Origin of the sequence: Antrihabitans auranticaus (genome assembly GCF_016481275.1) — a bacterium.
Lineage (GTDB): Bacteria > Actinomycetota > Actinomycetes > Mycobacteriales > Mycobacteriaceae > Antrihabitans.
In genome coordinates this window covers 610227-633900 of sequence record NZ_JAEMNW010000002.1, presented here as the reverse complement: position 1 = coordinate 633900, position 23674 = coordinate 610227, and the positions used below count along the sequence as shown (strand labels likewise).

Below are 23674 nucleotides of genomic sequence, written 5' to 3'. Positions count from 1 at the left end.
TCAGCACGTCCGCCCTGGAATGGGAATGCATACGTTGGAGGCCATTACGGTTCCGCCGGCGATGGTCTGGAGCCCGTCGGGGCCGAGCCACGCTTCTAGCTGAGCCCGAAGCCCCTGCATCTGATCGATCGCCGGAGCCAGTGTCGTTTGATACTCGGTGATTGCCCCGCGAACGCCGTTGACGGCGGCGAGCACCTCGTCCTTGTGATTGAGATAGAACCGCTCGAGCGATTGGATCCGCTCCACGACATCGCCGAGCAAGCGGTAGGACTCGTTGAAGCCCGCCGATACGCCGTTGTAGGTCGACAACACGATCTCGATCTGCCGAATCAGCTCGAAGACGAAGTCGCGGCTGCCGTTGAACGTCTGCGTGTACTCCGATGCAAGGTTCATGATCGTGCGCACCTGCTCACGTTGCTGATCCATCACGGTCGCAATGCTGTTCATGCCGTTGACGAACGACGCAACCGAGCCGGAATTGTGCTCGAGCGCATCGGCCACCTGCTCGATGTTGGCGTTGATCGTGCCGCCCTCGACCTCGTCGGTCACGTGCGGAGCCGCCTGCAGCACCTCGGAGATCGAATACGGCACACTCACGTGATCCACGGCAATCACCTGGTCGCCGAGTGGTTGATCACCATTCGGGATGACCGTGACCGCGTAACCGCCGACCGGAGTCAACATCCGAACATCCACAGTCGAGTCGGAGCCGATGAAAGTATCGCCCTCGATCTCGGCTTCGGCACGCACGGTGGTGGGCTGGATCGAAATTTTCGTAATCTTGCCGATCGAGATTCCCGCGACCCGGACGTCCTGGCCCACGGCGAGCGACGCAGCGTCGGTCGTCTCGAACGATAGGGTCTTGCGCCCCGGCGGATGCAGGTAATACAGGGCTGCCGCAGCCAGGATGACGACCGCGAGGACGACCGCCGACGTGCCAAGCAGCACATCGTTTTCCCTGACCCGCTTCAGGATGGCCACCGGGCCCCCGCCCTTGGGTGCGCGTCGTTTCAATTGGCGTTGCATATCTGGACCTCACTACCGTTGAGGAGAACGTGGACTGCAGTGGGGAGTTGAGCGACACCGTTGCTGCAGGCCATCGCGCCGGGCTGTGCTTGCAATTGCGGAAGCTGCAGACCCGCGAATGCGCCGGGCAGTAGCCGCAGGGCTTCGGCTGCCGCCGGCACCGAGGTGAAGGTGTCGGACAGCAACTTGTCTATGTCGTTCTCGTCCGCAATGCCGAGTCGTTCGACGATCTTCTGCACGGGTCGCGTGAACTCGGGGCCGAAACTCGCTGTCTTGCCGAACTCGTTGAGCACCGTCATCGCCTTCCCGATCGGGATGCTCATCGAATGCATCAGGTCCAGGAGTTGGTCCGACTTCCCACCCATCGAGTCAGAGATGCGCGAAAGGTTTCCGACCAGAACCGAAATGACCTGCTCCCGATCTTTTGCAAGGTCTGCCAGTTTCTGAACGCTGTCGAGCATCGGCGCAAGTCCGCCGCCGTCGCCCTGCAACACCGTGATCGCGTTCTGCGTGAACGTGTTGATCTCGTCGGTCGTCATCGTCGTCAACACGGGCTGCAAACCGTTGAACAGTTCGGTGATGTCGAACGATGGCTTGGTTTTGTCGGCCGGCAGATGGGTGATCGGCTCCCCCGGCGTTTCCGGATCCTCCAGTTCGACATAGCGGATGCCGGTCAGGTTTTGATACTTCACCGCGAGCACCGTTTTGTCGGTCAACTCGTACGGTCCGGCCAACGTGAAGCCGACCTCGGCAATGGTCTGCCCGTCGCGCCGCACGAGGTCGATCGAGGTCACCTTGCCGATCTGAACACCTTTCGAGCGCACGTCGCCGTTCACGTGCAAACCCGACACATCGGTGAAGTCGGCGACGTAATTCGCGTCGGCACCTTCGAGTGGGTTTCTGATCGCGTTGAGGATGATCGAGAAGAGGAACACCGATACAACGACAGCGACAGCGAGTTTGGCGATGGTTGCGAACAATTCGACTCTGCGTTTCATCGCGGCGCCTCCAGAGAAGGTAGTTGCGGAAGGCCCGGAAGCCCGGGCAGCCCTGGAATCGCCGGGCGTCCCGGAACGTCGTCGAGAACGAGCCGCAGATTGAGCGTCTTGGTGGTGCTACCGCTGAAGATGCCGTCGTAGCGATCGACCAGGGTCGACACCTTGGCCGGTACCGCACCTCCGGCGAGCAAGCCGGGCATTGCGTCCGACAACGCCTGCACGATTCCGGTGACCGGAAGAAGTTCGCTGTCATGGCTCTTGAGCAGTTTGCCTGCTGAACCGAACAGGTTGTTCGCCGCCAGGTACAGCCCGCCGTCTGCCTGAGCCATTCTGTAGTCGTCGACGACGTAGGTTCCGTCAGGCTGCGGCAGGTTGAACTTCGTGGTGAACAGGTTGAAGACCATCGCCATCGCCTCGTGGGTGAACCCGGGCATTTCCAGGACCATGTCGTTCATGTAGCCGAGCAGTTCGCTCGGCAGGGCCTGCTGCGTCTGCGCCACCCGATCGGCAACGACGATGCCCGTCTCGATCAACGGCGTCAGTCCATCGGTGTACCGAATGACCTTGTTCATCGTGTCGATCATGTCGTCGGTCAACGTGCCGTCGACCGTCAGCGAGGTCTTCTCGAGCATCGTCGACATCGTGAAATCGCCTGTCGGCGTTCGGCTCAGCTCAGCTCCGGAGGCGAGCTGGTCGCCCCCCGGCTTGCCGACGATGTTGACCGCGGTGACACCGAAGTAGTTCTGTGGACGGAAGTCCACGTCGAAGGAATCGGTCAACCCGTCGATCTCATCCGGGCGCAACGCCAAGCTCATGCGCACCGTCCCGTCAGCGGATTTCTCGAGGTCCGACACCTCACCGACCTCGTTGCCGAGCAGAATCACCTTCGTGCCGGCGGCGACGCCCGGCCCAACATTGGGGACGTCCAGACTGATGTGCAGGTCGTCGTCGGTCGCGAAGTGCGGATAGATCCCGAAGACCCCTACCGCGGCGACGGCAGCGACCACGAGAACGCCGAGCGCCGCCTTGCGCACTATGCGTTGCTGTTGGCCGTCGGTGCCACGAATGAAGTCTTGATTTCTCGATGTGCTCATTGCGTCACCCCTTGAAGATCAGTAGCGGGCTGAGGCCCCAGATGGCCACTGTCATCACGAAGTTCAGCACCACAATGGCCACGAGGCTGGCGCGAATCGCCCGCCCGGACGCCGAACCGACGCCCGCCGGTCCACCACTGGCGAAGAACCCGTAATAGCAGTGAATGATTGTTACGACCGCACAGAAAACGAGCGCCTTCAACACCGATGCCGCGAGATCGGGCACGTTGATGAACTGGGCGAAGTAGTGGTCGTAGGTTCCCGGCGGTTGGGCGTGGAAAACTTTGACGACGATGCCACCGGTAAAGAAGGCGACCACCAACGCCATCAGGTACCCGGGCAGTACGACCAGCATGCCGCCGATCAGCCGGGTCCCGACCACGAACGGAATCGCCTGCAGGCCCATCGATTCCGTGGCGTCGATCTCCTCGGAGATGCGCATCGAACCGATTTCCGCGGTCATCCGGCACCCTGCCTGCGCCGCGAACCCGATACCGGTCACGATCGGCGCGATGACCCGAATGTTGCCGAACGAACCGATGATTCCGGTCAGCGGGCCGAAGCCGAGCAGGTCCAGTGCCATAAAGGCCTCGATCGCGACCACCGCACCGACCGCGACACCGAGGAAGAACATCAGGCTGATGACGCCACCATCGACGACGAGGGAACCATTGCCCCAGGCCATTTCGTTCATCGTCTTCGTGGTTTGCCGACGGTACATCTTGATCGTCTTGGGCAGGTAGTAGAACGTCTTGCCGACGAAAACGGTGATCTGCCCGATCTCGCCCAGCATTCGGTCCACTGACCTACCGACGGACCGTCCGGCCCGAACCAGTGAGAACCGCGGAAGGGCCGCGCCCTTGGAAGAAGAACTCATGGTTACGCCAATCTCGCTGGGAAGAACATCATCTGCAGTTGGCTGATGAGCAGATTCGACATGAAGATGCAGAACACGCTCAACACCACCGACGCGTTGACCGCGTCGGCGACGCCCTTGGGTCCGCCCTTCGCTTCGAGTCCGCGCAAACTGGCTATCAGGACCACGATGCCGGCGAAGATCACCGTCTTCAGCACCGAGAAGCCCAGGTCGGTAGGTGTCGCGAATGCGCCGAACGACTGCCAAAAGCTGCCGGGCACAACGTTGTTGACCTCGGCTGAGATGATCAAGCCGGCGAACACGCCCGCCGACACGATGATGATGCACAGCATCGGCGCAATGAGAAGCATCGCGAGAAAACGAGGCACCACCAGGCGTTGAATCGGGTCGACGCCCATCACCCGCATCGCGTCGATTTCTTCACGGATGGAACGGGCCCCGAGGTCGGACGCGATAGCCGACGCTGCAGCCCCACTCATCAGCAGGCCCGCCGCCATCGGCGCACCCTGCCCCACCACACCGAGTCCGCTTGCCGCACCGGCAAGGGAGTTGGCACCGACCTGATTCATGATTCCGCCGACCTGGACCGACACTTCGGCACCGATTGGAACTGCCATCAGCAGCGCCGGCAGCGCGGTCACCTTCAACAAGGTCCACATCTGATCGAAGACCTCGTGCATCGGCAGGCGCCACCGCATGATGTCGACTGCCGAATACCGAAAGACTTCCGCAGACAGACGCATCGAACGCCCCAACGTCGCGGCACTGCGCCGGGGCCGGTCCGTCACATAAGACTGCAGCACGCGCGCGATCGAACGACGTCGTTCGCTGCCAGCGTCAGGGCCGGGTAGCTTGTCCAGCCGTAGATCGGGCTGGGCAACGGGATCAGCCACAAGGGTCATCGAGATCTCCCCTTTCGGCACAGGACTGGTTCTGGGTGTCTGTTCGGAGACCACCCGGCGCGCTCGCCCATCGCTTCCTCGTTTCATTTAATTTACGTTCAATTTGATTCCTGAACGAAGCTCCGCTTCGGCACCATTGCCGAGAGCCGACGCTCAGGATGGGTAGGCCGCGTACTCCGGCTGGCCCTCGGTTGCAAAGCTGGTCTCGATCGCGCTCTGCGCCTGAGGCGGCAGGGAATGCATGATCTCGCGAACACGGTTCTGCCGGCGCGTGACCGCCTGGCGAAACGGCATTCCGGGTGTGGCGACCATCTGCGGCACGATGCCCTCGACGTCCTCGACACCCCCGAGATGGTGCCCGGCATCGGCGAGGGCCTGCTCCTGCGCCATCTGCGCCTCGTCCTTCTCCTCCGACATGCCGATCGGGCCCATCATCCGGCCGTTCAGGAACTGCCGCACGACCGGCTCTTCGCTGGTCAGCAACACTTCACGCGGTCCGAACATGACCAGGTTGCGACGGAACAGCATCCCGATGTTGTCTGGCACCGTACGAGCCAGGTTGATGTTGTGCGACACGATCAGGAATGTCGCATCGATCTGCGCGTTGATGTCGAGGAACAACTGGCTGATGTAGGTCGTACGAACGGGATCCAAGCCGGAGTCGGGCTCGTCGACGAGAATGATCTGCGGGTCCAGCACCAGCGCTCGCGCGAGGCCGGCACGCTTGCGCATACCGCCCGAAATCTCACCCGGCAGCTTCTGTTCGGCGCCGGTCAGACCGACCAGCTCCATCTTCTCCATCACGATCCGCTTGATGTCGGACTCGGACTTCTTGGTGTGCTCCCGCAACGGGAACGCGACGTTGTCGAACAGACTCATCGACCCGAACAGCGCACCGTCCTGGAACAGCACGCCGAACAGTTTGCGGATCTCGTAGAGTTCCTTGTTCGAGCAGGTCATGATGTCGGTGCCGTCGATGTAGATCGAGCCTTCTTCCGGCTTGAGCAGGCCGATCAGCGACTTCAGGAACACCGACTTACCGGTTCCCGACGGCCCCAGCAGCGCACTCACCTCACCGGGTGGCAGCGTCAGACTCACATCTCGCCAAATCGTCTGCGAACCAAACGACTTCGTCAGTCCCTCGACCGTGATTTCCAGTCCTGGCATTGGTACTCCGTCTCTCGTTCACGTGGCCGAGCCGCGCCTACGGTTATCGAATCTAAGATCGATTAAATTATGAACCTAGCGCTATCCGATATAGGGCCGAACAGCATGGGATCGAGACTCTGCGGGATTACACAGTGTGACTCGGGCTCTGGCCTGCGCCATCGCGTGTCCCGGGTCACAGCGTGTGTCGACTTTAGCATAGGTGGGCTTATGCGCAACACCTATACCGAATGTGGATTCACGTTGGAGTGTCAGTCAGAAATTGGACGACTGCTCAACTGCGTCCGATTCATAGAGTCGCGACAGTATTCAATACGTCTATGCAACAACACTATTCACACGTCGCGGAGGTCAGAGTTGGGTCGGCAGAAACAAATTGAATGAAGATTATCCTTTCTATTTACGCGCACTCCTCCGACCGGACTCGACATCGCATTTCCACGGGAGATGAGGCACCACATGGCGCGCGTCACACCCGAGGCGAGTGCGCTACCATAAGAACACTTATGCAAATATGGAGGCAGTGATGGTCACCGTCGTCACCAGAGAGAACTACTTCGAAGCTGCAATCGGATTGCTCTCGCAGGAGGGCTACCCCGGCCTAAAGCAAGCGACCGTGTGCCGCGCGCTGAAGGTGACCACCGGCTCGTTCTACAACTACTTCACAAATTGGAAAGACTTCACAGACCAGCTCCTGCAGAACTGGCTCGCCGAAAGAACGCTCCAACTCGTCGCACTCGCCGAGTCCGAGGCCGATCCCTACGACCGCCTCGATCTGCTTCGCAGGGTCACCCTCACACTCCCCCACCGCGCCGAAGCCGCGATACGAGTATGGGCCAACGTCGACCCCGATGTTCGCGCCGCCCAAGAAGCCGCAGACAAAGAGCGGCTCGGCGTCGTCCACCATGCCGCTACGCAAATGCTCGGCGACACTCCCGATGCCCTCCTGTACGCCAAGTGGGGCGTCTATCTCCTCATCGGCTTCGAGCAGTTCCAGGGCGAGCAGGACCTGCATTCACTCGACTGGTCTCTTCAGCAGCTGATGGAAGCACTCGCGGCGCGAAGAATCGACACTTGACACAGCTATTGACAGTTACCGTCATTTAGTAGTTACTATCTAATAGAGGTAACTACCAATGCGAGGTGCCGTCATGACGAGTCGGATTCCAAGCCGCTGGCTAGCACTCGGCGCACTTTCGGTCGCTATGCTGACAATCGGCCTCGACGTCACCGTGCTGACCGTTGCGCTGCCGACCCTGGCGGTCGACCTCGGCGCGAACACCAGTGCGCTGCAATGGTTCAGCACCGCCTACACGCTCGCGCTCGCCGCTGTCATGCTTCCGGCGGGGGCGCTCGGAGACCGATTCGGTCGCAAGAAGATGCTGCTAGGTGCGCTTGCCTTGTTCGGAGTTGCGTCGGTTGCCTGTGCCTTCGCAGCCGACTCCGGCCAGCTCATCACGGCCCGGACTGTTCTCGGGATCGCGGCCGCCGTCATGATGCCGTTGTCGATGTCGGTGCTGCCCGTGCTGTTCCCCGACGCAGCCGAACGCGCGCGTGCGCTCACAGTGTGGGTCACGTCTACCGCGATCGGACTGCCCCTCGGACCGATCGTCGGCGGTTGGTTGCTCGATCATTTCTGGTGGGGATCTGTCTTCCTGATCAACGTCCCGCTCGTTGTCATCGGCGGCATCGCCGTCGCCTTACTGGTGCCGGAATCGCGCAGTAGCAGTCGGGCGCCGATAGATCTCACGGGCATCGCGTTGTCCGCATCCGGAATGCTCGGTGTGACGTACGGATTCATTCGCGCCGGCGAAGCCGGATGGAGTGACGGCGTCGCGTGGGCGACGATAGGCGGCGGCCTCGTTCTCATCGGCGCATTCGTCGTGTTCCAACGTCGCTCTCGCCATCCGCTCGTCGACCTGACTCTGTTCGCGAAACCCGGATTCCGCTGGGGCGCAGTGTTCTCCGTACTCGTCAACTTCGGCATGATGGGACTGTTCTTCACGGTTCCGCAGTACTACCAGGCGGTGCTGGGAGTCGACGCCCTCGGCAGCGGCCTGCGACTTCTTCCCTTGATCGGCGGTCTTGTGGTCGGAACCAGAATCGGTGGGCGCATCCTGCCTCGCACCAGTCCGCGTATCGTCGTCGCACTCGGATTCTCCGCTCTCACAGCGGGTCTGGCGTTGGGTGCGTTCACGTCGGTTGGGACGGGCTACGGGATGACCGCGACGTGGATTGCATTGGTCGGCGCCGGAATGGGGCTGACCATGCCGGTCGCGATGGCAGTTGCGATCGACGCGCTCGATGTCGAGAACTCCGGGTCGGGGTCCGGACTGCTGCAGGCGTTGCGGCAAGCCGGCGGCACTATCGGGGTCGCGCTCCTCGGCACGGTCCTCGCAACCCAGTACCGAGCCGAACTCGGCGCCCTCGATGTCGATCCGATTCGCGACGGCGTCAATGCCGGTGTGGCCGTTGCACGCTCAGCGGGCGACAACGCGATGCTCGACCACGTCCAAGCTGCGTTCGTCAGCGGAATGAGCGTCATGCTGTGGGTATGTGCGGCGCTCTGCCTGGCCGGTGTCGCTATCGCGCTGCGGGTTATGCCGCGTCGCAGCACCGCGAGCGTCGAACATGCGCCAGAATCTGTTCATGTCGGATGAACCAACGCGCGGGCTGCGCGAGCGCAAGAAGGAGCGCACGCGCCGCACCATTCGCTCAGAGGCGTTCCGACTGTTCCGCGAGCAGGGTTATTCGGAGACGACCACCGAGCAGATCGCGGCTGCAGCGGATGTCTCGCCGAGCACGTTCTTCCGCTATTTCCCCACCAAAGAGCAACTCGTCCTTGCCGACGACCTGGATCCACTGATCATCGCAGCCGTCCGCAAACAACCGGCGGACGTTCCACCGCTCACCGCTCTCCGCCTGGCTGCCTTGCAAGTCTTCGGCGAATTGTCCGAAGAAGACAGAGAATTCGAACAGACCCGCCAGGCCTTCCTGTTCGCGGTCCCCGAACTTCGTCTGGCGGTCGGCCTGGAATTCGATCGTAATATCGACCTTCTCGCCGGCTTGCTCGCCGAGCGAACCGGTCGGCAACCGGACGACTTCGAGTTGCGCGTAACTGCTGGTGCGGTCAGCGGAGCGATCCTGAGCCTGCGCGATCCTGGCGCATTGGATAATCAGTCGATCTTTCGCGCGCTCGAATTCGTCGAGGATGGACTCCCGTTGACCCGGAGGACGACATGAAGATCGACATTACGCTGACAAGCGGACTGGACTCGATCGCTCGGGACGCAGCCGCTGCCGAGCAAGCCGGCTACGGGGGCATCTGGACATTCGAAGGTGCGCACGATCCGTTCCTGCCACTCCTGCTGGCGGCCGAGCATACCGAGCACGTCGAGCTCGGCACATCGATCGCGGTCGCTTTCGCGCGTAACCCGTTGCTGCTGGCGACAATCGGCTGGGACTTGCAGGCCTATTCGCGTGGCCGCTTCGTTCTCGGTCTCGGCACCCAGATTCGCGCGCACATCACCCGCCGCTATTCGATGCCGTGGAGCAAGCCCGCCGACCGCATGCGGGACATGGTTCTCGCCATTCGCGCGATCTGGGAAGCCTGGAGTGCGGGCGGGCGACTGGACCATCAGGGGCCGTTCTACCAGCACACCCTGATGCCACCGCTGTTCATGCCGAATCCTGCCGAAGTCGAGGGGTTCGGTCCCCCGCCGGTGTATCTCTCCGCGGTCGGTCCGCTGATGACGAAGGTCGCCGGCGAGGTCGGCGACGGACTGATGACGCATCCGTTCTGCAGTTCCAGGTTCTTGCGTGAAGCGACGCTTCCTGCCCTTGCTGCGGGGGCACAGTCGGCAGGAAAGTCTGTGAACGACATCGTCGTTCATCATTCCGTGATGCTCGCGATCGGCGACACCGAAGAAGCCGTCGGCGCAGCTCGCGCCGCGATTCGCAAGCAAATGGCATTCTATGGTTCGACGCCCGCGTACTTACCCATCCTCGAACTGCACGACCGCGGCGAGCTCGGTCCGCGGTTGCGCGAAATGTCCAAGCAGGGCGAATGGGATCGAATGGCCGAGCTCATCGACGACGAATTCCTCGATGCGGTAGCGGTCACCGTCACGGATCCGGCCGAGGCCGCAGCCGAATTGCACGGGCGCTTCGACGGCGTCGTCGGACGACTCGGGTTCAATACGCCGTACCAACCGAACCGCGAACTGCTCGTGGGTCTGCTGCACGCTCTGTAGACGAGTCGTGCCGAAACTTGCCTCAGCCGCACCACTTTTCGGGATCCGCACCGAGAATCTAGCCCTAAAATCGGTGCGACTCCCGAACCGGGGTGCGGCCGAGGAGCCTTCGACGCCGGAATCAACTCCGTGTTGCCATACAATTGAACAATGGCTAGAAAACCCGAAGTTCAGCGCGACGATTCCAAATCAGCTCGTACGCGCGAACGCATCCTCGACGCTGCTGCGCAGGTTCTGAGCCGGAAGGGCTATTCGGGCACTCGGCTGACCGACGTCGCGGAAGTTGCCGAACTCCAGGCGCCCGCCATCTACTACTACTTCCCGTCGCGCGAAGACCTGATCGAAGAGGTCATGTGGGCCGGAATCGCTGACATGCGGCAGCATGTGGTCGAGGCGCTGGACGCTGCGCCGGAAGAGTCGACGCCGATGGACCGCATCATGATCGCCGTTGAGGTACACCTTCGGCACGAGCTCACGATCTCGGACTACACCACCGCCTCGATCAGGAACTCCGGCCAGGTGCCGGAGAAGATTCGCGCGCGCCAGCAGGCCGAAGAAGCCAAGTACGGCGAAATCTGGAAGAAGCTGATCAAGGACGCGGCCGCGGACGGCGAAATACGTGAAGAGCTCGACCTGCGGGTCGCCCGCATGCTGATACTCGGCGCGCTCAACTGGGCGGCGGAGTGGTGGAACCCGCGACGCGGCTCGCTGGACCTGGTGGTCCGCAACGCCCAGTCGATTATTCGATCCGGTATCGGGACCGCTGCAGCGAGCACGAAGCAGGCGTCCCCCAAGCCTGTCCGCGCCCGGCGCACCACGAAAACAAAAGTGCAAGAGGAGTTGTCCGCTTAGCTCTGGACCAACGGGAACCGATCGAAGATGGCGTCGGCAACGATCTTCGCCGTCTCGGCGCATGCCGTGGTGCCGCCGTTTGCGTACTCCTTGACGCCATCGCCGACGTTCCACAGTCCAGCGATCGAGGTCGTGTTCGGCAGGTCGAAGCCGGCGACCGCACGCTGCGGCGGCCAGCCGTCTCTGGTCACCACGGTCGACAGCACCTTCGCGCGTTCGTCGAAGCCCGGGATCTCGTCACGCAGGTCCTCGAACAGCAACGCGGCCTCCGATTCCGAATCGAAGTCGCCGACCGCCGGCTTGGGCACTGCAGCGGCCACGTAGAGGTTCCAGCCCTGCGGTGCCATTTCGGGGCACACATCGGTGAAGTTGGCGATATACGCCATCCGTCGACTCTTCGCGAAACTCAACATGCCAGGTACATCGATGAGCCGTTCTCGACTCGCGAAGTTCACTGCGATCATCGAGCACGGGCGGTCACCCCGGCGCACCAACTCCAAGTATTCCGCGGTAAATGCTTCCGCACCGACAAGTTTCACGGTTGCCGCTGGCCCGACGTCACTGACGACGACAGGTGCTGAGACGGTTGTCCGCTCACCGCCACGTTCGACGACGACGCCCGCCACTTTGCCGTCGACCACGGAGACCGACTCGACGGTGCTGGACAGCCAGATCGTGCCGCCGTTCGATTCGACCGATTCCGCCAGCGCCCGCCAGATGCCGATAGTTCCCTCGGGATGGAAGCCGAACTTCTTGAACGCACTCTTGCGTGTGAAGTAGGTCAGGAACACCCGGGCAGGCAACTCGTCGGAGCTGACGGCGAACACCGACGCACACATGTTGCGGAAGATGCCGTGCACGCCCTCGTTCTTCGTGTACTTCGCAACCCACTCCGCGGTCGAAAGCTCGTCCTCGGGCAACCCGGAGTCGTGCCGCGCGGCTCCGATCCCCTTCACGAGCTTCGCTCCTTGGCGGGTGAGCTTGCTCAGCAGAAATCCCCAGCCGCCGCCCGTGACGTCGATTTCTTTGCCACCGATTCGGTACAGAATCGGCGGATTCGGTTGCCGGATCTCGAATTTCGCACCGACCTCGGCGAAGGTCTCCTCGGTGATACCACCGACCTCGATGACGATCGCACCGTTGTTGACCTTGAATCCCTCGATATCGTCAGTCGACGCCCGGCCACCGACCTTGTCGAGTCGCTCCACGACGAGGGTGCGATAGCCCTTGTGCGCCAATCGTGCCGCGGTGAACAAGCCACCCGCGCCTGCCCCGATCACTATTGCGTCATAGTCGGTATTCGGCATTGAACGTCCTATCTCCCGCTCAGTACGAGCGGGGCAATTTGAGTGATGTTTGGGCTACGAAATTGAGGACCATTTCACGGCTGACCGGTGCCGTGCGCATCAGCCGCGTCACAAACCAAAGTTCCGAAAGCCCGTATTCGTGGGTCAATCCGTTCCCGCCATGAGTTTGGATCGACTGGTCGAGCGCTTTGAGAGCCGCTTCGGACGCTGCAAACTTCGCGATGTTCGCGGCCTCGCCCGCGTCGTTTCCGGCGTCGAACTGCTGGGCGCTGTTCGCTGTGGCGAGCCGACTCAGTTCGACGTCGATATGCGCTGCCGCCAAAGGATGCGAGATCCCTTGGTGCGCACCAATAGGCACAGACCAGACCTGCCGGACGGTCGCGTAGTCCCGCGCCTTGGACAGGGCATATCTGCCGATCCCACCGCACAGCGCGCCGACAAGTATCCGCTCGGGGTTGAGCCCGGAAAAGAGTTGGCGCAGGCCGTTTCCCGCCTCGCCGACGAGAGCGTCCGGGCCGACGCGCACCTCGTCGAGAAACACTGTGAACTGCTTGTCCGGCGAAACGATCGAGGTATCGATCTTTTGAAAGCTGAGCCCCGGTGCATCCGTCGGAACGACGAAGAGCGACAGTACGTTCCGGCCGCCGGCCGATTGCTCGTGGTCGCGTGCCGCGATCAGTACTGCGTCCGCTTGGTCGATCGCGGAGATGAAGTACTTGGCGCCCGAAAGCAGCCAGCCGTCGGCGTCGCGGCGCGCGGTCGTGCTGAGATTGTGGCTGTTGGATCCGGCGTCCGGTTCGGTCAGCCCGAATGCCATCTTCTTGCTGCCGTCCGACAGTGCAGGCAGCCAGTCACGCTTCATCTCCTCGCTCGCGTGGCTATTGAGGATCGATCCGCAGATCGCGGGCGAGATCACCCAGATCAGCAGCGGCATCCCGTGTGCAGCAAGCTCTTCGACGACGACGACAGCTTCCGCCATTCCGCCGCCACCACCGCCGTATTCCTCGGGCAGGTGTACGCCCAAGAGCCCCGAGGCGCCGAGGTCAGCCCACAACTCCTCGATGTCGTCGCCGGTGCGGCCGCGTTCGAGGAAATAGCTGGCCCCGTACTTCTCTGCAATCTTCGCAGTCGTTTCCCGGATGAGCCGGTGGTCGTCGCTGTCACTGATCAGTCCTGGCATCTGCTTACCGTCCTTCGAAGGTGGGTCGTCGCTTCGCAACGAAACTGGCAATCGCACTCGCTGCATCGGCGGTTGCACCAGTGACCGCGATTGCTTCGGACTCCTCGACGAACTGTTCGGACAACGAGTTCGTCCACGACTGGCGCAGCAGCGAGCGCATCTTGCCGAACGCTTTCGTCGGGCCTGCCGCGAGTGCCACAGCCGTGGCGAAGGCCCGATCCCGGAGTTGCCCGGCAGCAACCACTTCCGTGATCAGCCCCCACTCCGCTGCCTCGTCCGCGTCCAGCACTCGGTTCTCGAGGTACATCTGCGCGGCCCGGCGCGGACCGATCAGCCGGGGCAAATGCCATGTGCCGCCGCCGTCGCCGGACAGGCCGATCGCGGCGAATGCAGTCGCAAATTTGGTCCCGGGCGCGGCGTACACGATGTCGGCCGCGTAGACGAAGCCCAGGCCGCCGCCGGCCACGGACCCGTGCGCTGCGGTGACGATCGGCGCGTCGAGCCGATCGAGGATCCGGAACGCCTCGTGGAACGGGCCGGTCATGCGCCGAAACAGTTCGCCGTAGTTTTCGCCGTCGTGTGCTGTGAAGTAGCCGATATCGCCACCGACGGTCAGCGCCGGGCCATTTCCTTCGATCAGGACTGCCCGCACCGCAGGATCGCCCGTGCACAGCCTCGCAACTTGGAGCAATTCTTCACTCAGTTGGAGGTCGATGGCATTGCGCTGGTCGGGGCGGTCCAGGCAGATCACCGCGACGCCGTTGCGCACCGAGTAGTCGATCGTCTCGAACTGCCGGCAACCCGACAGCGCTTTATGCCAAGCGGCAGTATCGGTGAGCTGATCGAGGCGCGTGATGCGGTCGTCGTCGAAGTCGAGCACATGAACGAATGCGGCATCGAGCGACTTCCCGGAGCGCCGCGCCTCTCCCACATAGGTACCCGATACCAGCAGCTTCTTGTCGTCGAGGAGCTGAAACTCCTTTGGCACCGCGCGCGCTCGGTAGTGCTTCGCGATGCGCCCCCAGAAGTTCGCCAGCATGTCCTCGGGGCCGCGATAGCTCCCCCCGAGGCTGTGCGGCAACCCGGCCGTCGTGTGACCCTCGAACGCGGGATGCAACAACTTCAGGATCGCCGGGCGGTCGCCGGTTGCGAGTGCGTCGTACAGGGCGGACGCGGCTGCTGTGGCTGCGCTTCTATCCATCTGCATCTCCCCTCTTCTTCGAGTTTCCCGATGCTGGGAACCCGTTCGGGCGCGGGCACGACACGCGCCCGAACGAGAGGTCGGGCACCACGCTCAACTGCGCGACTCATTGAATTTAACATATATTAAACTCCACGCAAGGGCCAATTCGTGCGGTGTAAGAACCCGGCTCTGGACAGTTTTCAAATCTATGTTAAATTCGACTCTAGAACACCGACAGCACGGAGGAACACACATGCCCGAGGCATATATCGTCGACGCTGTACGCACGCCGGTCGGCAGACGCGGCGGCGGCTTCGCCGGCGCACATCCGGCCGACATGGCCGCCCACGTCATCTCGACCCTGGTGGGACGGCACGACTTCGACCCCGCCGCAATCGATGACGTCATCCTCGGCTGCCTCGACAACATCGGGGCTCAAGCCGGCGATATTGCGCGAACAGCAGCGCTGGCCGCCGGTCTACCCGAGTCGGTTCCCGGCGTGACGATCGACCGCCAGTGCGGCTCTGCACAGCAGGCTGTGCACTTCGCCGCGCAAGGCGTGATGAGCGGCACGTCCGATCTCATCGTCGCCGGCGGCGTCCAGAAGATGAGCCAATTCCCCATCCTCAGCGCCTTCGGCGCGGGTGCACCGTTCGGCTCCACCGACCCCTGGACCGGCTCCAAAGGCTGGGCGGCCCGCTACGGAGCCGAAGAGATCTCCCAGTTCCGTGGCGCAGAGATGATCGCCGAGCAGTGGAAGCTGACCCGGGAGGACAACGAAGCATTTGCCTACGAGAGCCACCAGCGCGCATTGCGGGCGATCTCCGAGGGCCGCTTCACCCGCGAGATCACCGAATTCGAAGGCGTCACCGTCGACGAGGGCCCCCGCGCGGACACCAGCCTCGAGAAGATGGCCGGTCTCAAGACGCTGGTCCCCGGCGGCGTGCTCACCGCAGCGGTCGCCAGCCAAATTTCCGACGGCGCAGCAGCATTGCTTGTCGCCTCCGAAGGCGCTGTAGAGCGCTTCGGGTTCACCCCCCGTGCTCGCGTGCACCACATCTCGGTCCGCGGCGCCGACCCCGTCATGATGCTGACCGCACCGATCCCCGCCACCCAGCACGCACTCAAACGTGCGGGCCTCTCGATCGACGACATCGACGCTGTGGAGATCAACGAAGCATTCGCACCGGTCGTCCTGGCCTGGCTTGCTGATCTCGGTGCCGACCCCGCAAAGGTCAACATCAACGGCGGCGCGATCGCGCTCGGCCACCCGATCGGCTGCACCGGCGCGAGGTTGATGACATCGCTCCTGCACGAACTCGAACGCACCGGCGGCCGCTACGGCCTGCAGACGATGTGCGAGGGCGGCGGACAGGCCAACGTCACCATCATCGAAAGGCTCTGAGCAACTATGGAACGCAGCCTGTACAACGAGGACCACGAGCTCTACCGGGAATCCGTCCGTGAGTTCCTGGCCCGCGAAGTCGTCCCGTTCAAGGACAAGTGGGACGAGAATCGCTGGATCGATCGCGAGGTGTTCACGAAGGCAGCACAGGCAGGCGTATACGCCCTGCAGGTCGGCACCGAGTACGGCGGTTCCGGCGAGTCTGACTACAGGTTTCGCATGATCGTCTGCGAGGAGGTTGCACGCATCAACGCGCTCTCCTTCGGACTGACAATCAGCCTGCAGGACGACCTCGTGCTGCACTACCTGCTCGACCTCACCAACGACGAGCAGAAGCAGCGCTGGTTGCCCGGCTTCGCGGCCGGAGAGATCATCGGCGCACTCGCGATGACCGAACCCGGCACCGGCAGCGACCTGCGCGGTATCCGCACGAGCGCGGTCCGCGACGGTGACGACTGGATCCTCAACGGACAGAAGACATTCATTTCCAGCGGCATCATGGCAGACCTCGTCGTCGTGGCCGCCAGGACCGATCCGCAGGGCGGCTCCCGCGGCTTCAGCCTGTTCGTCGTCGAGAGCGACACCCCAGGCTTCGAACGCGGCCGCAAACTCGACAAGATCGGTTTGCCGGCTCAGGACACCGCTGAGCTGTACTTCGAGAACGCACGCGTCCCAGCAGTCAACCTGCTCGGCGAGGAAGGCCGCGGACTCGGTTACCTGATGTCCCATCTCCCCCGCGAACGCCTGGGTGTCACCGCCAAGGCGATGGCGACCACCCGTGCCATCTTCGAGATCACCGTCGACTACTGCAACCAACGCCATGCGTTCGGTGGCCCGATCTCGCAGTTCCAGAACACCCGCTTCGAGCTCGCCGAGATGGCAACCGAGATCGACATCGTCGAGGCATACGTCGACAAGTCGGTCCTCGCCTACAACGCGGGCAGCCTCACGCCCGTCGACGCCGCCAAGGGCAAGTGGTACGTCAGCGAACTGCAGAAGCGGGTCATCGACCGCTGCCTGCAACTGCACGGCGGCTACGGCTACATGACCGAGTACGCGGTCGGAAAAGCATACGTAGACACCCGGATCCAGACCATCTACGGCGGCACTACCGAGATCATGAAAGAGATCATCGGGCGCGACATCGTCGGCAACGGCTGATCGAGGCCCCTCGTCGAGTGCACAGCTTTACAGGCGAAATCGGGCTTTGTGAGCCTGAAGAACTATGCGCTCGACGGGTTCCCGCCCGACGACACTCACCATAGGAATGTCCTCCAACCGATTCGGCTGGAGGACATTCTGTTCGGGGACGGTTATCCGACTGGGTTCTTCCCCAGCTCGGCTCCGCTGAGGTCGACGATCTGGTCCCACGACTCCGCGACCTCGTCGATCGACGGCGGGCTCGCGAAAGTCACGCCCTTCGACGCGAACTGTGCGACGCGGTGCACGTTTCCACCACCGACGACGAGAACCGTTCCGGAATCAGTGCATTCGTCGCTGACGAGGTACCCGACGACGGGAGCGACCTGCGCGGGCGGCAGCGCGGCAAGAACTTCAGCCGGTGCAATGTCCTCGGTCATCCGAGTCGCTGCCATCGGTGCAACCGCGTTGGCGAGGATGTTGTACTTGCGGCCCTCGATAGCGAGGGTGTTGACCAGTCCGACGAGGCCGAGCTTGGCGGCACCGTAGTTGGCTTGACCGAAGTTTCCATAGATCCCGCTCGTCGAGGTCGCGACGACGACGCGGCCGTGCTGCTGCTCCCGAAAGTACGGCCACGCCGCCCGCGTGACGTGGAACCCACCGAACAGATGAACCCGCTGGACCGACTCCCAATCCGAAACCGACATCTTGTGGAATGCACCATCGCGCAGGATTCCGGCGTTGTTGATGACGCCGTGGACCGCACCGAACTCGTCGACGGCCGTCTTGATCAGCGCTTGTGCGCCTTCTTCTGTGGCAATGTTGTCGTAGTTCGCAACGGCAGTACCGCCGGCCGCGCGGATCTCCGCGACCACGCCGTCGGCCATCGCACTGCCCGCACCCGACCCGTCCCTGGCCCCGCCGAGATCGTTCACGACGACCAACGCTCCCTCCCGCGCGAGCAGCAGCGCGTACTCCCGTCCGAGGCCGCCACCGGCACCGGTGACAACGACGACTCGATCGGTTACTCCTGGCATTCCAACTCCTTCGGTTGTGCTATCAGTCAGTTCTTTTCGCGTCCGACGACGGACACGAAGGACACGCAACTCCCCGGCCGTCCGCCAAGATTGTGAGTCAGAGCCAGCCGCGGATCGGCCAGTTGCCGCTTTCCCGCACGGCCCTGGACCTGCAGCCACATCTCGTACAGCATCCGCAGGCCACTGGCTCCGACCGGGTGGCCGAACGACTTCAACCCACCGTCCGGATTGATCGGCAAACGACCGTCCAGATCGAAATCACCTGCGAGACTGTCCTTCCAGGCCTGACCTCGATCGGCGAATCCGAGGTCCTCCATCAGGACGAGTTCGGTCGGGGTGAAGCAGTCGTGCACTTCGGCGAGCGAAATCTCGCTTCGCGGGTCCTCGATCCCCGCCTGGGCGTACGCATCTCGTGCGCTGCGGACCACTTCTGGAAAGGTGGTGTAGTCGTAGTCCGGGTCCATCACACCCCGTGCGGGACCGGCGACCAACGACAGCGCTTTCACGAACAACGGTGTATCGGTGTAGTTGTAGGCATCTTCGGCGCGCACGATCAACGCGCACGCTGCGCCGTCGGACACCCCGGAGCAATCGAAGATTCCGAGTCGACCGGCAACCAGTGGCGCGCCCGCGATCTTTTCCTTCGCAACCTCGGACCGGAACTGCGCCTTCGGGTTCAGCGCGCCGTTGCGGTGGTTTTTCCACGCCACGTGCGTCATCGCGTCGCGCATCCCGATGGGGTCCACACCGTATCGGGCGCAGTAGGCCGGATCCAGCAGCGAGAACGCCGCCGGCGCGGTCATCGACAACTCGGCAGCGGTGCCGTCCCCCGGCGGATCGCCACGCAGCAACCCGGAAAACCCCGAGTCCTTCAACTTCTCCACGCCGATCGCGACGACTCGATCGTAGGCGCCCGACGCGACGCCGTAGCAGGCGTTGCGGAACGATTCCGACCCACTGGCGCAATAGTTTTCGACCCTGGTGACCGGTTTGTAGTCCAGCCCCAGCGGCTTGCTCAACGTGAGGCCGCTCTGCCCAGACCCCAGCGTTCCCAGCCAGTAGGCGTCGACGTCGGCGCGGTCGATGCGCGGGTTGCCGTCGAAGCAATCTCCCATCGCATCGATCAGGAGATCGTCGGCGGAACGCTGCCAATGCTCACCGAACTGCGTGCAGCCCATCCCAACGATCGCTACTTTGTCCCGAATGCCGTTGCTACTCACTGTGAACCACCCGAGCCTTCCAGAAGTAGTTGTGCACTCCCCCAGTCGTGTTCAATCGCCGGAAAGTCAACGCGACCCGCGAACCCACGCGTAATTCCTCGCCCGAGGAGTCCGCGACCTCCAGCGTGTACCGGCCACCGCCGTCGAAGTCGACGACCGCAGCCACAAGGGGCGGCGCCGGCGAATACGCCAGCCGATCGACGGTGTAGGTCGCGACGGTGCCATGGATCCTCGACAGTGCCACCGGCACCATCGAATCGATTGCACCGCACCCCTTGCAGACCCGGCCGGGCGGCAAGTGAACCAGTCGGCACTGCGAGCATCGACTTCCCGTGAACGAGAATTTCCATGCCCGTGCCCGGGCCGACGGCGGTGCCGCGGCACGGTCCGGTTCCGGTCGCCGGGGCGGCTCGCGGTCGAGCAGCCCGCGCCAACTCAGGTAGGTCGCGTAAGAAACATCGGTTCCGTCAGCGAGCTGGTCGGCAACCGAAACCGGTTGTCTACCTTCGCTGATTCGATCCGTCGTTCGCAACAGCAGACCGTCGCAGCCGTCGGCCGCCGAGATGACGAGGATCGTTTGGTGAGGTTCTGCGGTATCGAGCACAGCAGCCAACGCGATCCCGACATCGGCGGTTCCCGCATGCCCGATCGGCGACGATGTGGTCGACAACCGGCCCTTGACCAGTTGCGCGGCGCGTTTGATCACACCCGTGTTGGGCGACACCACCACGACATGATCCGGGTCGGCGCCGAGATCGGCGACCACGCGCTCGATCAGCGGGACGTACTCGTCGAGACCGAAGCGTTCCTCCCACTGACTGCCTGCCACGGTGCCCGGCGTCCGCCACCGATCCAAGAACTCACTGGTGACGCAGGATTCGGCGACCACAACCGCGATCGCTTCCGCCGCATCGCCGAACAGAAACGCGGCAGCGCCGTCACCACCACCGACTTCGTCGGCCGAGCCCGGCCGACCCACCCGCACATCGGCGAGCACAGCCAGGCCACCGACTGCCCGCGCTCCCGTGAACGCTGCGATCGCGCTGCGCGCGGACCCCGCCAGATCGGCGGCAAACACGTCGGCGGGAAGACCCAGTGCCGCATGCTGTGCCGTCGCGTTGGTCTTGTCGGCGTAGGCCGGTGACGTGGTGGCAAAGAACAACCCGTGCGCGGTCAGAGAATCCATGGACTCTCCACCCGCGCACGGGTGTAGTGCAGCGCGGGCCGCTGCCACACCCATCGTCGTAGTGTCTTCGTCGAACGACGCGACGACCCGAGAACCCCTGCCCGCCTTCACGCCCAACGTCGCAGCGATGTCCGCGTGCTGAACACGTCCGCTCGGGATGTAGGTGCCGTACGCGAGAATGCCGTTCACGGCGCCTCGAAAAGTGCTGCCATGCCCTGGCCGCCTCCGATGCACATCGACTCCAGTGCATATCGCCCGCCGCGCCTGCGCAATTCGTGCAGCATCGTCGTGAGAATGCGCGCCCCGGTCGCACCGATGGGATGGCCCAGTGAGATGCCCGACCCGTTGACGTTCAACCGGTCTCGATCCTGAAAGTTCCAGCCCTGCAACACAGCGAGAACCTGAACCGCGAATGCTTCGTTCAGCTCGACGAGATCGATGTCGTCGAACGACAGCTTGGTGCGCTCGAACAGTTTCGCCACAGCGGGCACCGGCCCGATGCCCATTCGCGATGGCTCACAGCCCGCCGCTGCCCAGCCCCGCAGAAACGCGATCGGTTCCAGTCCCAGTGCGTCGAGCTTGTCTTCGGCGACGACCAGGCATGCCGACGCGGCATCGTTCTGCTGGCTCGAATTGCCCGCCGTGACAACACCGTTCTTCGACAGCGTTCGAAGATTGCCCAGAGATTCAGGCGTCGAGTCCGAACGAATTCCTTCGTCGCGATCGAAGACGATCGGATCGCCCTTGCGCTGCGAAACTTCCACCGCAACGACTTCGTCCTTGAACACACCCGCTTCCCACGCAGCCGCCGCGCGCCGGTGACTTTCGGCGGCGAATTCGTCAGCCGCTTGCCTGCTGATGCCGTAGTCGGTCGCGAGATTCTCGGCCGTCTCGATCATTCCGCTGATCCGCCCGAACCGCGCCTCCGGTTGCGAGCGTTCACGGCCGCGATCGAGTCGGTCGTACATCGTGACATTGCCCGCACGCGATCCCCACCGCATGCTCTGGGTGTAGTGCTCGATGTTGCTCATCGACTCCACCCCACCCGCGAGCACGACATCTGCGGCCTCGGTCTGGATCATCATCGCCGCGGTCACCACCGCCTGCAGACCACCGCCACAGCGTCGGTCCGTCTGGAATCCTGGCACCTCGATCGGCAGGCCGGCATTCAGCGCGGCCCACCGCCCGATGCACGGCGCCTCGGAATTGGCGTATGACTGGGCGAACGAGACGTCGTCGATCCGGCTCGGGTCCACGCCCGACTGTTCGACCACAGCCTTGACGATCACCGTGGCGAGTTCCTCGGCCGGCACCGTTCGTAGGGCCCCGCCGAAGGTGCCGACCGGTGTGCGAAGCGGGCTGACTATCGCCGCTCTCCTCATGAATCCTCCTTGCAGACAACAGCGTGTGCGAGCTGTTCGCGGTGGTCAGGGTGTGCGATCGAGATCATGGCCTTGTGTCGTTCCGACAGCGGAAGGCCGCGAAGGTCTGCGATCCCGTACTCGGTGACGAACACGCCCGCATCGGCGCGCGACGTACTCACCGGACCCGACAAACGCGAGACGATGCGAGTGCTTTCTCCCGCCGTGGAGGGCAGCGCGACGACGGGTACACCTCTCGGTGACCGGGCCGCACCGCGCAGGAAGTCGCCACCGCCACCGACGGCACCGACGTAGCGACCGCCCGCGACCTCGGCGTTGCACTGACCGGTCAGATCTACTTCGATGGCGGAGTTGATCGCGACCAACGCCGGTGTAGCCGCGAGCACCCCAGGATTGTGCGTGTACGACGTCGGACGGAGACCGACCGCCGGGTTGCGATCGGCGAAGTCGAACAGACGGCGCGTCCCGTGCAAGAGTCCTGTGATCGAGACACCTGCGTCGTCGACTTTCCGGGAATTGTTCACGACACCACGTTCGATCAGATCGGCCGCGGAATCGGTCAGCAATCCGGAATGTATGCCGAGGTCGTTGCATTGGGAAAGGGCGGTCAGCACCGCATCCGGAATCGCGCCGATCCCGAACTGCAGGGTCGAACCGTCCGCGATCAGGGTCGCGACGTTTGTCGCAATCTGCTCCACCACGGCCGAGATTCGGCCGAGCGGGACCTCTGCCGGCGCCCGGCTGGTATGGACGACGACATCGATATCGGCCGCTGTCAGATACCGCGCACCATGCGTAAAGGGCACCCGGTCGTTGACCTCAGCGATGACGACTCGTGTGGAATCGATTGCGGCAGAGAAGTAATCGTCGGCGAGGCCGAGACTGTGGCGCCCGTTCTCGTCTGCCGGCGAGCACTGGACGAGGACCACGTCGGCAGCCAACGGACCCGAAGTCAGCACCGACGGCAGCGTCGAATAGTGACCCGGGTAGATGTCGAGGACCCCGGCGTCTGCCAGTGCCCGGTTGGTTCCGGTTCCGCAGTAGCTGACGAACCGGATGTGGTCGGCGTGCTCGGGCCGCACCGTGCCGGCGGCGGGAATGCCGAGGAAGCACGTGACTCCCCCGAGCGTCCCCCGTTGTTGGAGCAGTCGCTCGATCAGGGCGGTGGGTTCGGCACACGCCTGTCCCCACACGATGACGTCTCCAGGCCGGACGAAGTCGGCGAAGTCGATGTCACCGACCTCGATCACGTTTGCACGTCCTCGCGCCAACGATCTGCCGAGGGGTCCAGCAGTTGCTGCAGATGCCCGTCCGAAAGCCAGACGATCGTCTCGAGTTCGAGGGCATCGAGGAACCGGACCTGTCCGGTCTTGAGATCTTCCAACCGCAGGCGTGGGCTGTTCGCAGCGGTGTCGATCGAGACCGATACCTGCGCGAATTCACTCCAGACGACGTCGTCCATGAC

The 23674-nt window shown here is 63.2% G+C and carries 22 protein-coding genes; 7 read left to right on the top strand and 15 right to left on the bottom strand.

Annotated elements, in window-relative coordinates; translation table 11 throughout:
* The 6 genes from JGU72_RS10940 to JGU72_RS10915 form a co-directional block, all read right to left on the bottom strand.
* Complete coding sequence (locus JGU72_RS10940; protein ID WP_199683939.1) at positions 1-1026, bottom strand: MlaD family protein; 1026 nt, start codon at positions 1024-1026, stop codon at positions 1-3.
* Positions 1011-2024 (bottom strand): MlaD family protein, encoded by a 1014-nt coding sequence (locus tag JGU72_RS10935; protein WP_199683938.1) that lies wholly within the window; start codon positions 2022-2024, stop codon positions 1011-1013. The genes JGU72_RS10940 and JGU72_RS10935 overlap by 16 nt, the downstream gene beginning before the upstream one ends.
* Positions 2021-3118 carry an MlaD family protein gene (locus JGU72_RS10930; RefSeq protein WP_199683937.1) on the bottom strand — a complete coding sequence of 366 codons (1098 nt, stop codon included), beginning with the start codon at positions 3116-3118 and terminating at the stop codon, positions 2021-2023. The genes JGU72_RS10935 and JGU72_RS10930 overlap by 4 nt, the downstream gene beginning before the upstream one ends.
* A 4-nt stretch (positions 3119-3122) precedes the next feature.
* Entirely contained in the window at positions 3123-3995 is an 873-nt protein-coding gene (locus tag JGU72_RS10925; RefSeq protein ID WP_199683936.1) for an MlaE family ABC transporter permease, read from the bottom strand.
* A 2-nt stretch (positions 3996-3997) separates the two neighbouring features.
* Entirely contained in the window at positions 3998-4897 is a 900-nt protein-coding gene (locus JGU72_RS10920) for an MlaE family ABC transporter permease (RefSeq protein ID WP_233531860.1), read from the bottom strand.
* A gap of 153 nt (positions 4898-5050) precedes the next feature.
* Positions 5051-6064, bottom strand: coding sequence for an ABC transporter ATP-binding protein (locus JGU72_RS10915; protein ID WP_199683935.1), 1014 nt, complete (start codon positions 6062-6064; stop codon positions 5051-5053).
* A 526-nt stretch (positions 6065-6590) separates the two neighbouring features.
* On the opposite strand from JGU72_RS10915, the gene JGU72_RS10910 reads away from it, so the two are divergent.
* From JGU72_RS10910 to JGU72_RS10890, 5 genes are all read left to right on the top strand, one after another.
* Positions 6591-7142 (top strand): TetR/AcrR family transcriptional regulator, encoded by a 552-nt coding sequence (locus tag JGU72_RS10910; RefSeq protein ID WP_199683934.1) that lies wholly within the window; start codon positions 6591-6593, stop codon positions 7140-7142.
* Positions 7143-7215: 73 nt separating this feature from the next.
* Complete coding sequence (locus JGU72_RS10905) at positions 7216-8724, top strand: MFS transporter (RefSeq protein WP_199683933.1); 1509 nt, start codon at positions 7216-7218, stop codon at positions 8722-8724.
* Positions 8714-9307, top strand: coding sequence for a TetR family transcriptional regulator (locus tag JGU72_RS10900; RefSeq protein WP_233531858.1), 594 nt, complete (start codon positions 8714-8716; stop codon positions 9305-9307). The genes JGU72_RS10905 and JGU72_RS10900 overlap by 11 nt, the downstream gene beginning before the upstream one ends.
* Positions 9304-10317 carry a TIGR03617 family F420-dependent LLM class oxidoreductase gene (locus tag JGU72_RS10895; protein ID WP_199683931.1) on the top strand — a complete coding sequence of 338 codons (1014 nt, stop codon included), beginning with the start codon at positions 9304-9306 and terminating at the stop codon, positions 10315-10317. Before JGU72_RS10900 ends, JGU72_RS10895 begins: the two co-directional genes overlap by 4 nt.
* Before the next feature lie 150 nt (positions 10318-10467).
* Positions 10468-11169: a TetR/AcrR family transcriptional regulator gene (locus tag JGU72_RS10890; protein ID WP_199683930.1), complete on the top strand. Its 702-nt coding sequence runs from the start codon at positions 10468-10470 to the stop codon at positions 11167-11169.
* Here the strand turns inward: JGU72_RS10890 and JGU72_RS10885 are convergent.
* From JGU72_RS10885 to JGU72_RS10875, 3 genes are read right to left on the bottom strand one after another with little or no spacing between them, the layout of a single operon-like run.
* Positions 11166-12476 (bottom strand): phytoene desaturase family protein, encoded by a 1311-nt coding sequence (locus JGU72_RS10885; protein ID WP_199683929.1) that lies wholly within the window; start codon positions 12474-12476, stop codon positions 11166-11168. The two genes, JGU72_RS10890 and JGU72_RS10885, sit on opposite strands and share 4 nt — an antisense overlap.
* A 19-nt stretch (positions 12477-12495) precedes the next feature.
* Positions 12496-13656: an acyl-CoA dehydrogenase family protein gene (locus tag JGU72_RS10880; protein WP_199683928.1), complete on the bottom strand. Its 1161-nt coding sequence runs from the start codon at positions 13654-13656 to the stop codon at positions 12496-12498.
* 4 nt (positions 13657-13660) lie between these two features.
* On the bottom strand, positions 13661-14857 hold the full coding sequence (locus tag JGU72_RS10875) for an enoyl-CoA hydratase-related protein (RefSeq protein WP_374101102.1): 1197 nt from the start codon (positions 14855-14857) through the stop codon (positions 13661-13663).
* Between the two features lie 235 nt (positions 14858-15092).
* Here JGU72_RS10875 and JGU72_RS10870 point away from each other — a divergent pair, with 235 nt between their 5' ends.
* On the top strand, positions 15093-16244 hold the full coding sequence (locus JGU72_RS10870; protein ID WP_199683926.1) for an acetyl-CoA C-acetyltransferase: 1152 nt from the start codon (positions 15093-15095) through the stop codon (positions 16242-16244).
* Between the two features lie 6 nt (positions 16245-16250).
* Positions 16251-17405 (top strand): acyl-CoA dehydrogenase family protein, encoded by a 1155-nt coding sequence (locus JGU72_RS10865; protein ID WP_199683925.1) that lies wholly within the window; start codon positions 16251-16253, stop codon positions 17403-17405.
* A gap of 152 nt (positions 17406-17557) precedes the next feature.
* Here JGU72_RS10865 and JGU72_RS10860 read toward each other — a convergent pair whose 3' ends face one another.
* The 6 genes from JGU72_RS10860 to JGU72_RS10835 are packed head-to-tail and all read right to left on the bottom strand — an operon-like array spanning position 17558 to position 23671.
* On the bottom strand, positions 17558-18421 hold the full coding sequence (locus JGU72_RS10860) for an SDR family NAD(P)-dependent oxidoreductase (protein WP_199683924.1): 864 nt from the start codon (positions 18419-18421) through the stop codon (positions 17558-17560).
* Positions 18422-18447: 26 nt separating this feature from the next.
* Entirely contained in the window at positions 18448-19641 is a 1194-nt protein-coding gene (locus tag JGU72_RS10855) for an acetyl-CoA acetyltransferase (RefSeq protein WP_199683923.1), read from the bottom strand.
* Positions 19634-21016, bottom strand: coding sequence for an OB-fold domain-containing protein (locus tag JGU72_RS10850; protein ID WP_199683922.1), 1383 nt, complete (start codon positions 21014-21016; stop codon positions 19634-19636). The genes JGU72_RS10855 and JGU72_RS10850 overlap by 8 nt, the downstream gene beginning before the upstream one ends.
* Positions 21013-22209, bottom strand: coding sequence for an acetyl-CoA C-acetyltransferase (locus JGU72_RS10845; protein ID WP_199683921.1), 1197 nt, complete (start codon positions 22207-22209; stop codon positions 21013-21015). Before JGU72_RS10845 ends, JGU72_RS10850 begins: the two co-directional genes overlap by 4 nt.
* A complete protein-coding gene (locus JGU72_RS10840) occupies positions 22206-23459 on the bottom strand; it encodes an acetyl-CoA hydrolase/transferase family protein (RefSeq protein WP_307828387.1) in 1254 nt (417 codons plus the stop codon). The genes JGU72_RS10845 and JGU72_RS10840 overlap by 4 nt, the downstream gene beginning before the upstream one ends.
* On the bottom strand, positions 23456-23671 hold the full coding sequence (locus JGU72_RS10835; protein WP_199683920.1) for a hypothetical protein: 216 nt from the start codon (positions 23669-23671) through the stop codon (positions 23456-23458). The genes JGU72_RS10840 and JGU72_RS10835 overlap by 4 nt, the downstream gene beginning before the upstream one ends.
* Positions 23672-23674 lie beyond the last annotated feature (3 nt).

What these genes read in the sequence shown, in the direction of transcription:
- JGU72_RS10925 (WP_199683936.1), bottom strand. Translation starts at nt 3,995, where the DNA reads ATGAGTTCTTCTTCCAAGGGCGCGGCCCTTCCGCGGTTCTCACTGGTT.
- JGU72_RS10900 (WP_233531858.1), top strand. Translation starts at nt 8,714, where the DNA reads ATGTCGGATGAACCAACGCGCGGGCTGCGCGAGCGCAAGAAGGAGCGC.
- JGU72_RS10845 (WP_199683921.1), bottom strand. Translation starts at nt 22,209, where the DNA reads ATGAGGAGAGCGGCGATAGTCAGCCCGCTTCGCACACCGGTCGGCACC.
- JGU72_RS10930 (WP_199683937.1), bottom strand. Translation starts at nt 3,118, where the DNA reads ATGAGCACATCGAGAAATCAAGACTTCATTCGTGGCACCGACGGCCAA.
- JGU72_RS10835 (WP_199683920.1), bottom strand. Translation starts at nt 23,671, where the DNA reads ATGGACGACGTCGTCTGGAGTGAATTCGCGCAGGTATCGGTCTCGATC.
- JGU72_RS10895 (WP_199683931.1), top strand. Translation starts at nt 9,304, where the DNA reads ATGAAGATCGACATTACGCTGACAAGCGGACTGGACTCGATCGCTCGG.
- JGU72_RS10920 (WP_233531860.1), bottom strand. Translation starts at nt 4,897, where the DNA reads ATGACCCTTGTGGCTGATCCCGTTGCCCAGCCCGATCTACGGCTGGAC.
- JGU72_RS10940 (WP_199683939.1), bottom strand. Translation starts at nt 1,026, where the DNA reads ATGCAACGCCAATTGAAACGACGCGCACCCAAGGGCGGGGGCCCGGTG.
- JGU72_RS10860 (WP_199683924.1), bottom strand. Translation starts at nt 18,421, where the DNA reads ATGCCAGGAGTAACCGATCGAGTCGTCGTTGTCACCGGTGCCGGTGGC.
- JGU72_RS10910 (WP_199683934.1), top strand. Translation starts at nt 6,591, where the DNA reads ATGGTCACCGTCGTCACCAGAGAGAACTACTTCGAAGCTGCAATCGGA.
- JGU72_RS10870 (WP_199683926.1), top strand. Translation starts at nt 15,093, where the DNA reads ATGCCCGAGGCATATATCGTCGACGCTGTACGCACGCCGGTCGGCAGA.
- JGU72_RS10865 (WP_199683925.1), top strand. Translation starts at nt 16,251, where the DNA reads ATGGAACGCAGCCTGTACAACGAGGACCACGAGCTCTACCGGGAATCC.
- JGU72_RS10890 (WP_199683930.1), top strand. Translation starts at nt 10,468, where the DNA reads ATGGCTAGAAAACCCGAAGTTCAGCGCGACGATTCCAAATCAGCTCGT.
- JGU72_RS10915 (WP_199683935.1), bottom strand. Translation starts at nt 6,064, where the DNA reads ATGCCAGGACTGGAAATCACGGTCGAGGGACTGACGAAGTCGTTTGGT.
- JGU72_RS10935 (WP_199683938.1), bottom strand. Translation starts at nt 2,024, where the DNA reads ATGAAACGCAGAGTCGAATTGTTCGCAACCATCGCCAAACTCGCTGTC.
- JGU72_RS10885 (WP_199683929.1), bottom strand. Translation starts at nt 12,476, where the DNA reads ATGCCGAATACCGACTATGACGCAATAGTGATCGGGGCAGGCGCGGGT.
- JGU72_RS10875 (WP_374101102.1), bottom strand. Translation starts at nt 14,857, where the DNA reads ATGGATAGAAGCGCAGCCACAGCAGCCGCGTCCGCCCTGTACGACGCA.
- JGU72_RS10905 (WP_199683933.1), top strand. Translation starts at nt 7,216, where the DNA reads ATGACGAGTCGGATTCCAAGCCGCTGGCTAGCACTCGGCGCACTTTCG.
- JGU72_RS10880 (WP_199683928.1), bottom strand. Translation starts at nt 13,656, where the DNA reads ATGCCAGGACTGATCAGTGACAGCGACGACCACCGGCTCATCCGGGAA.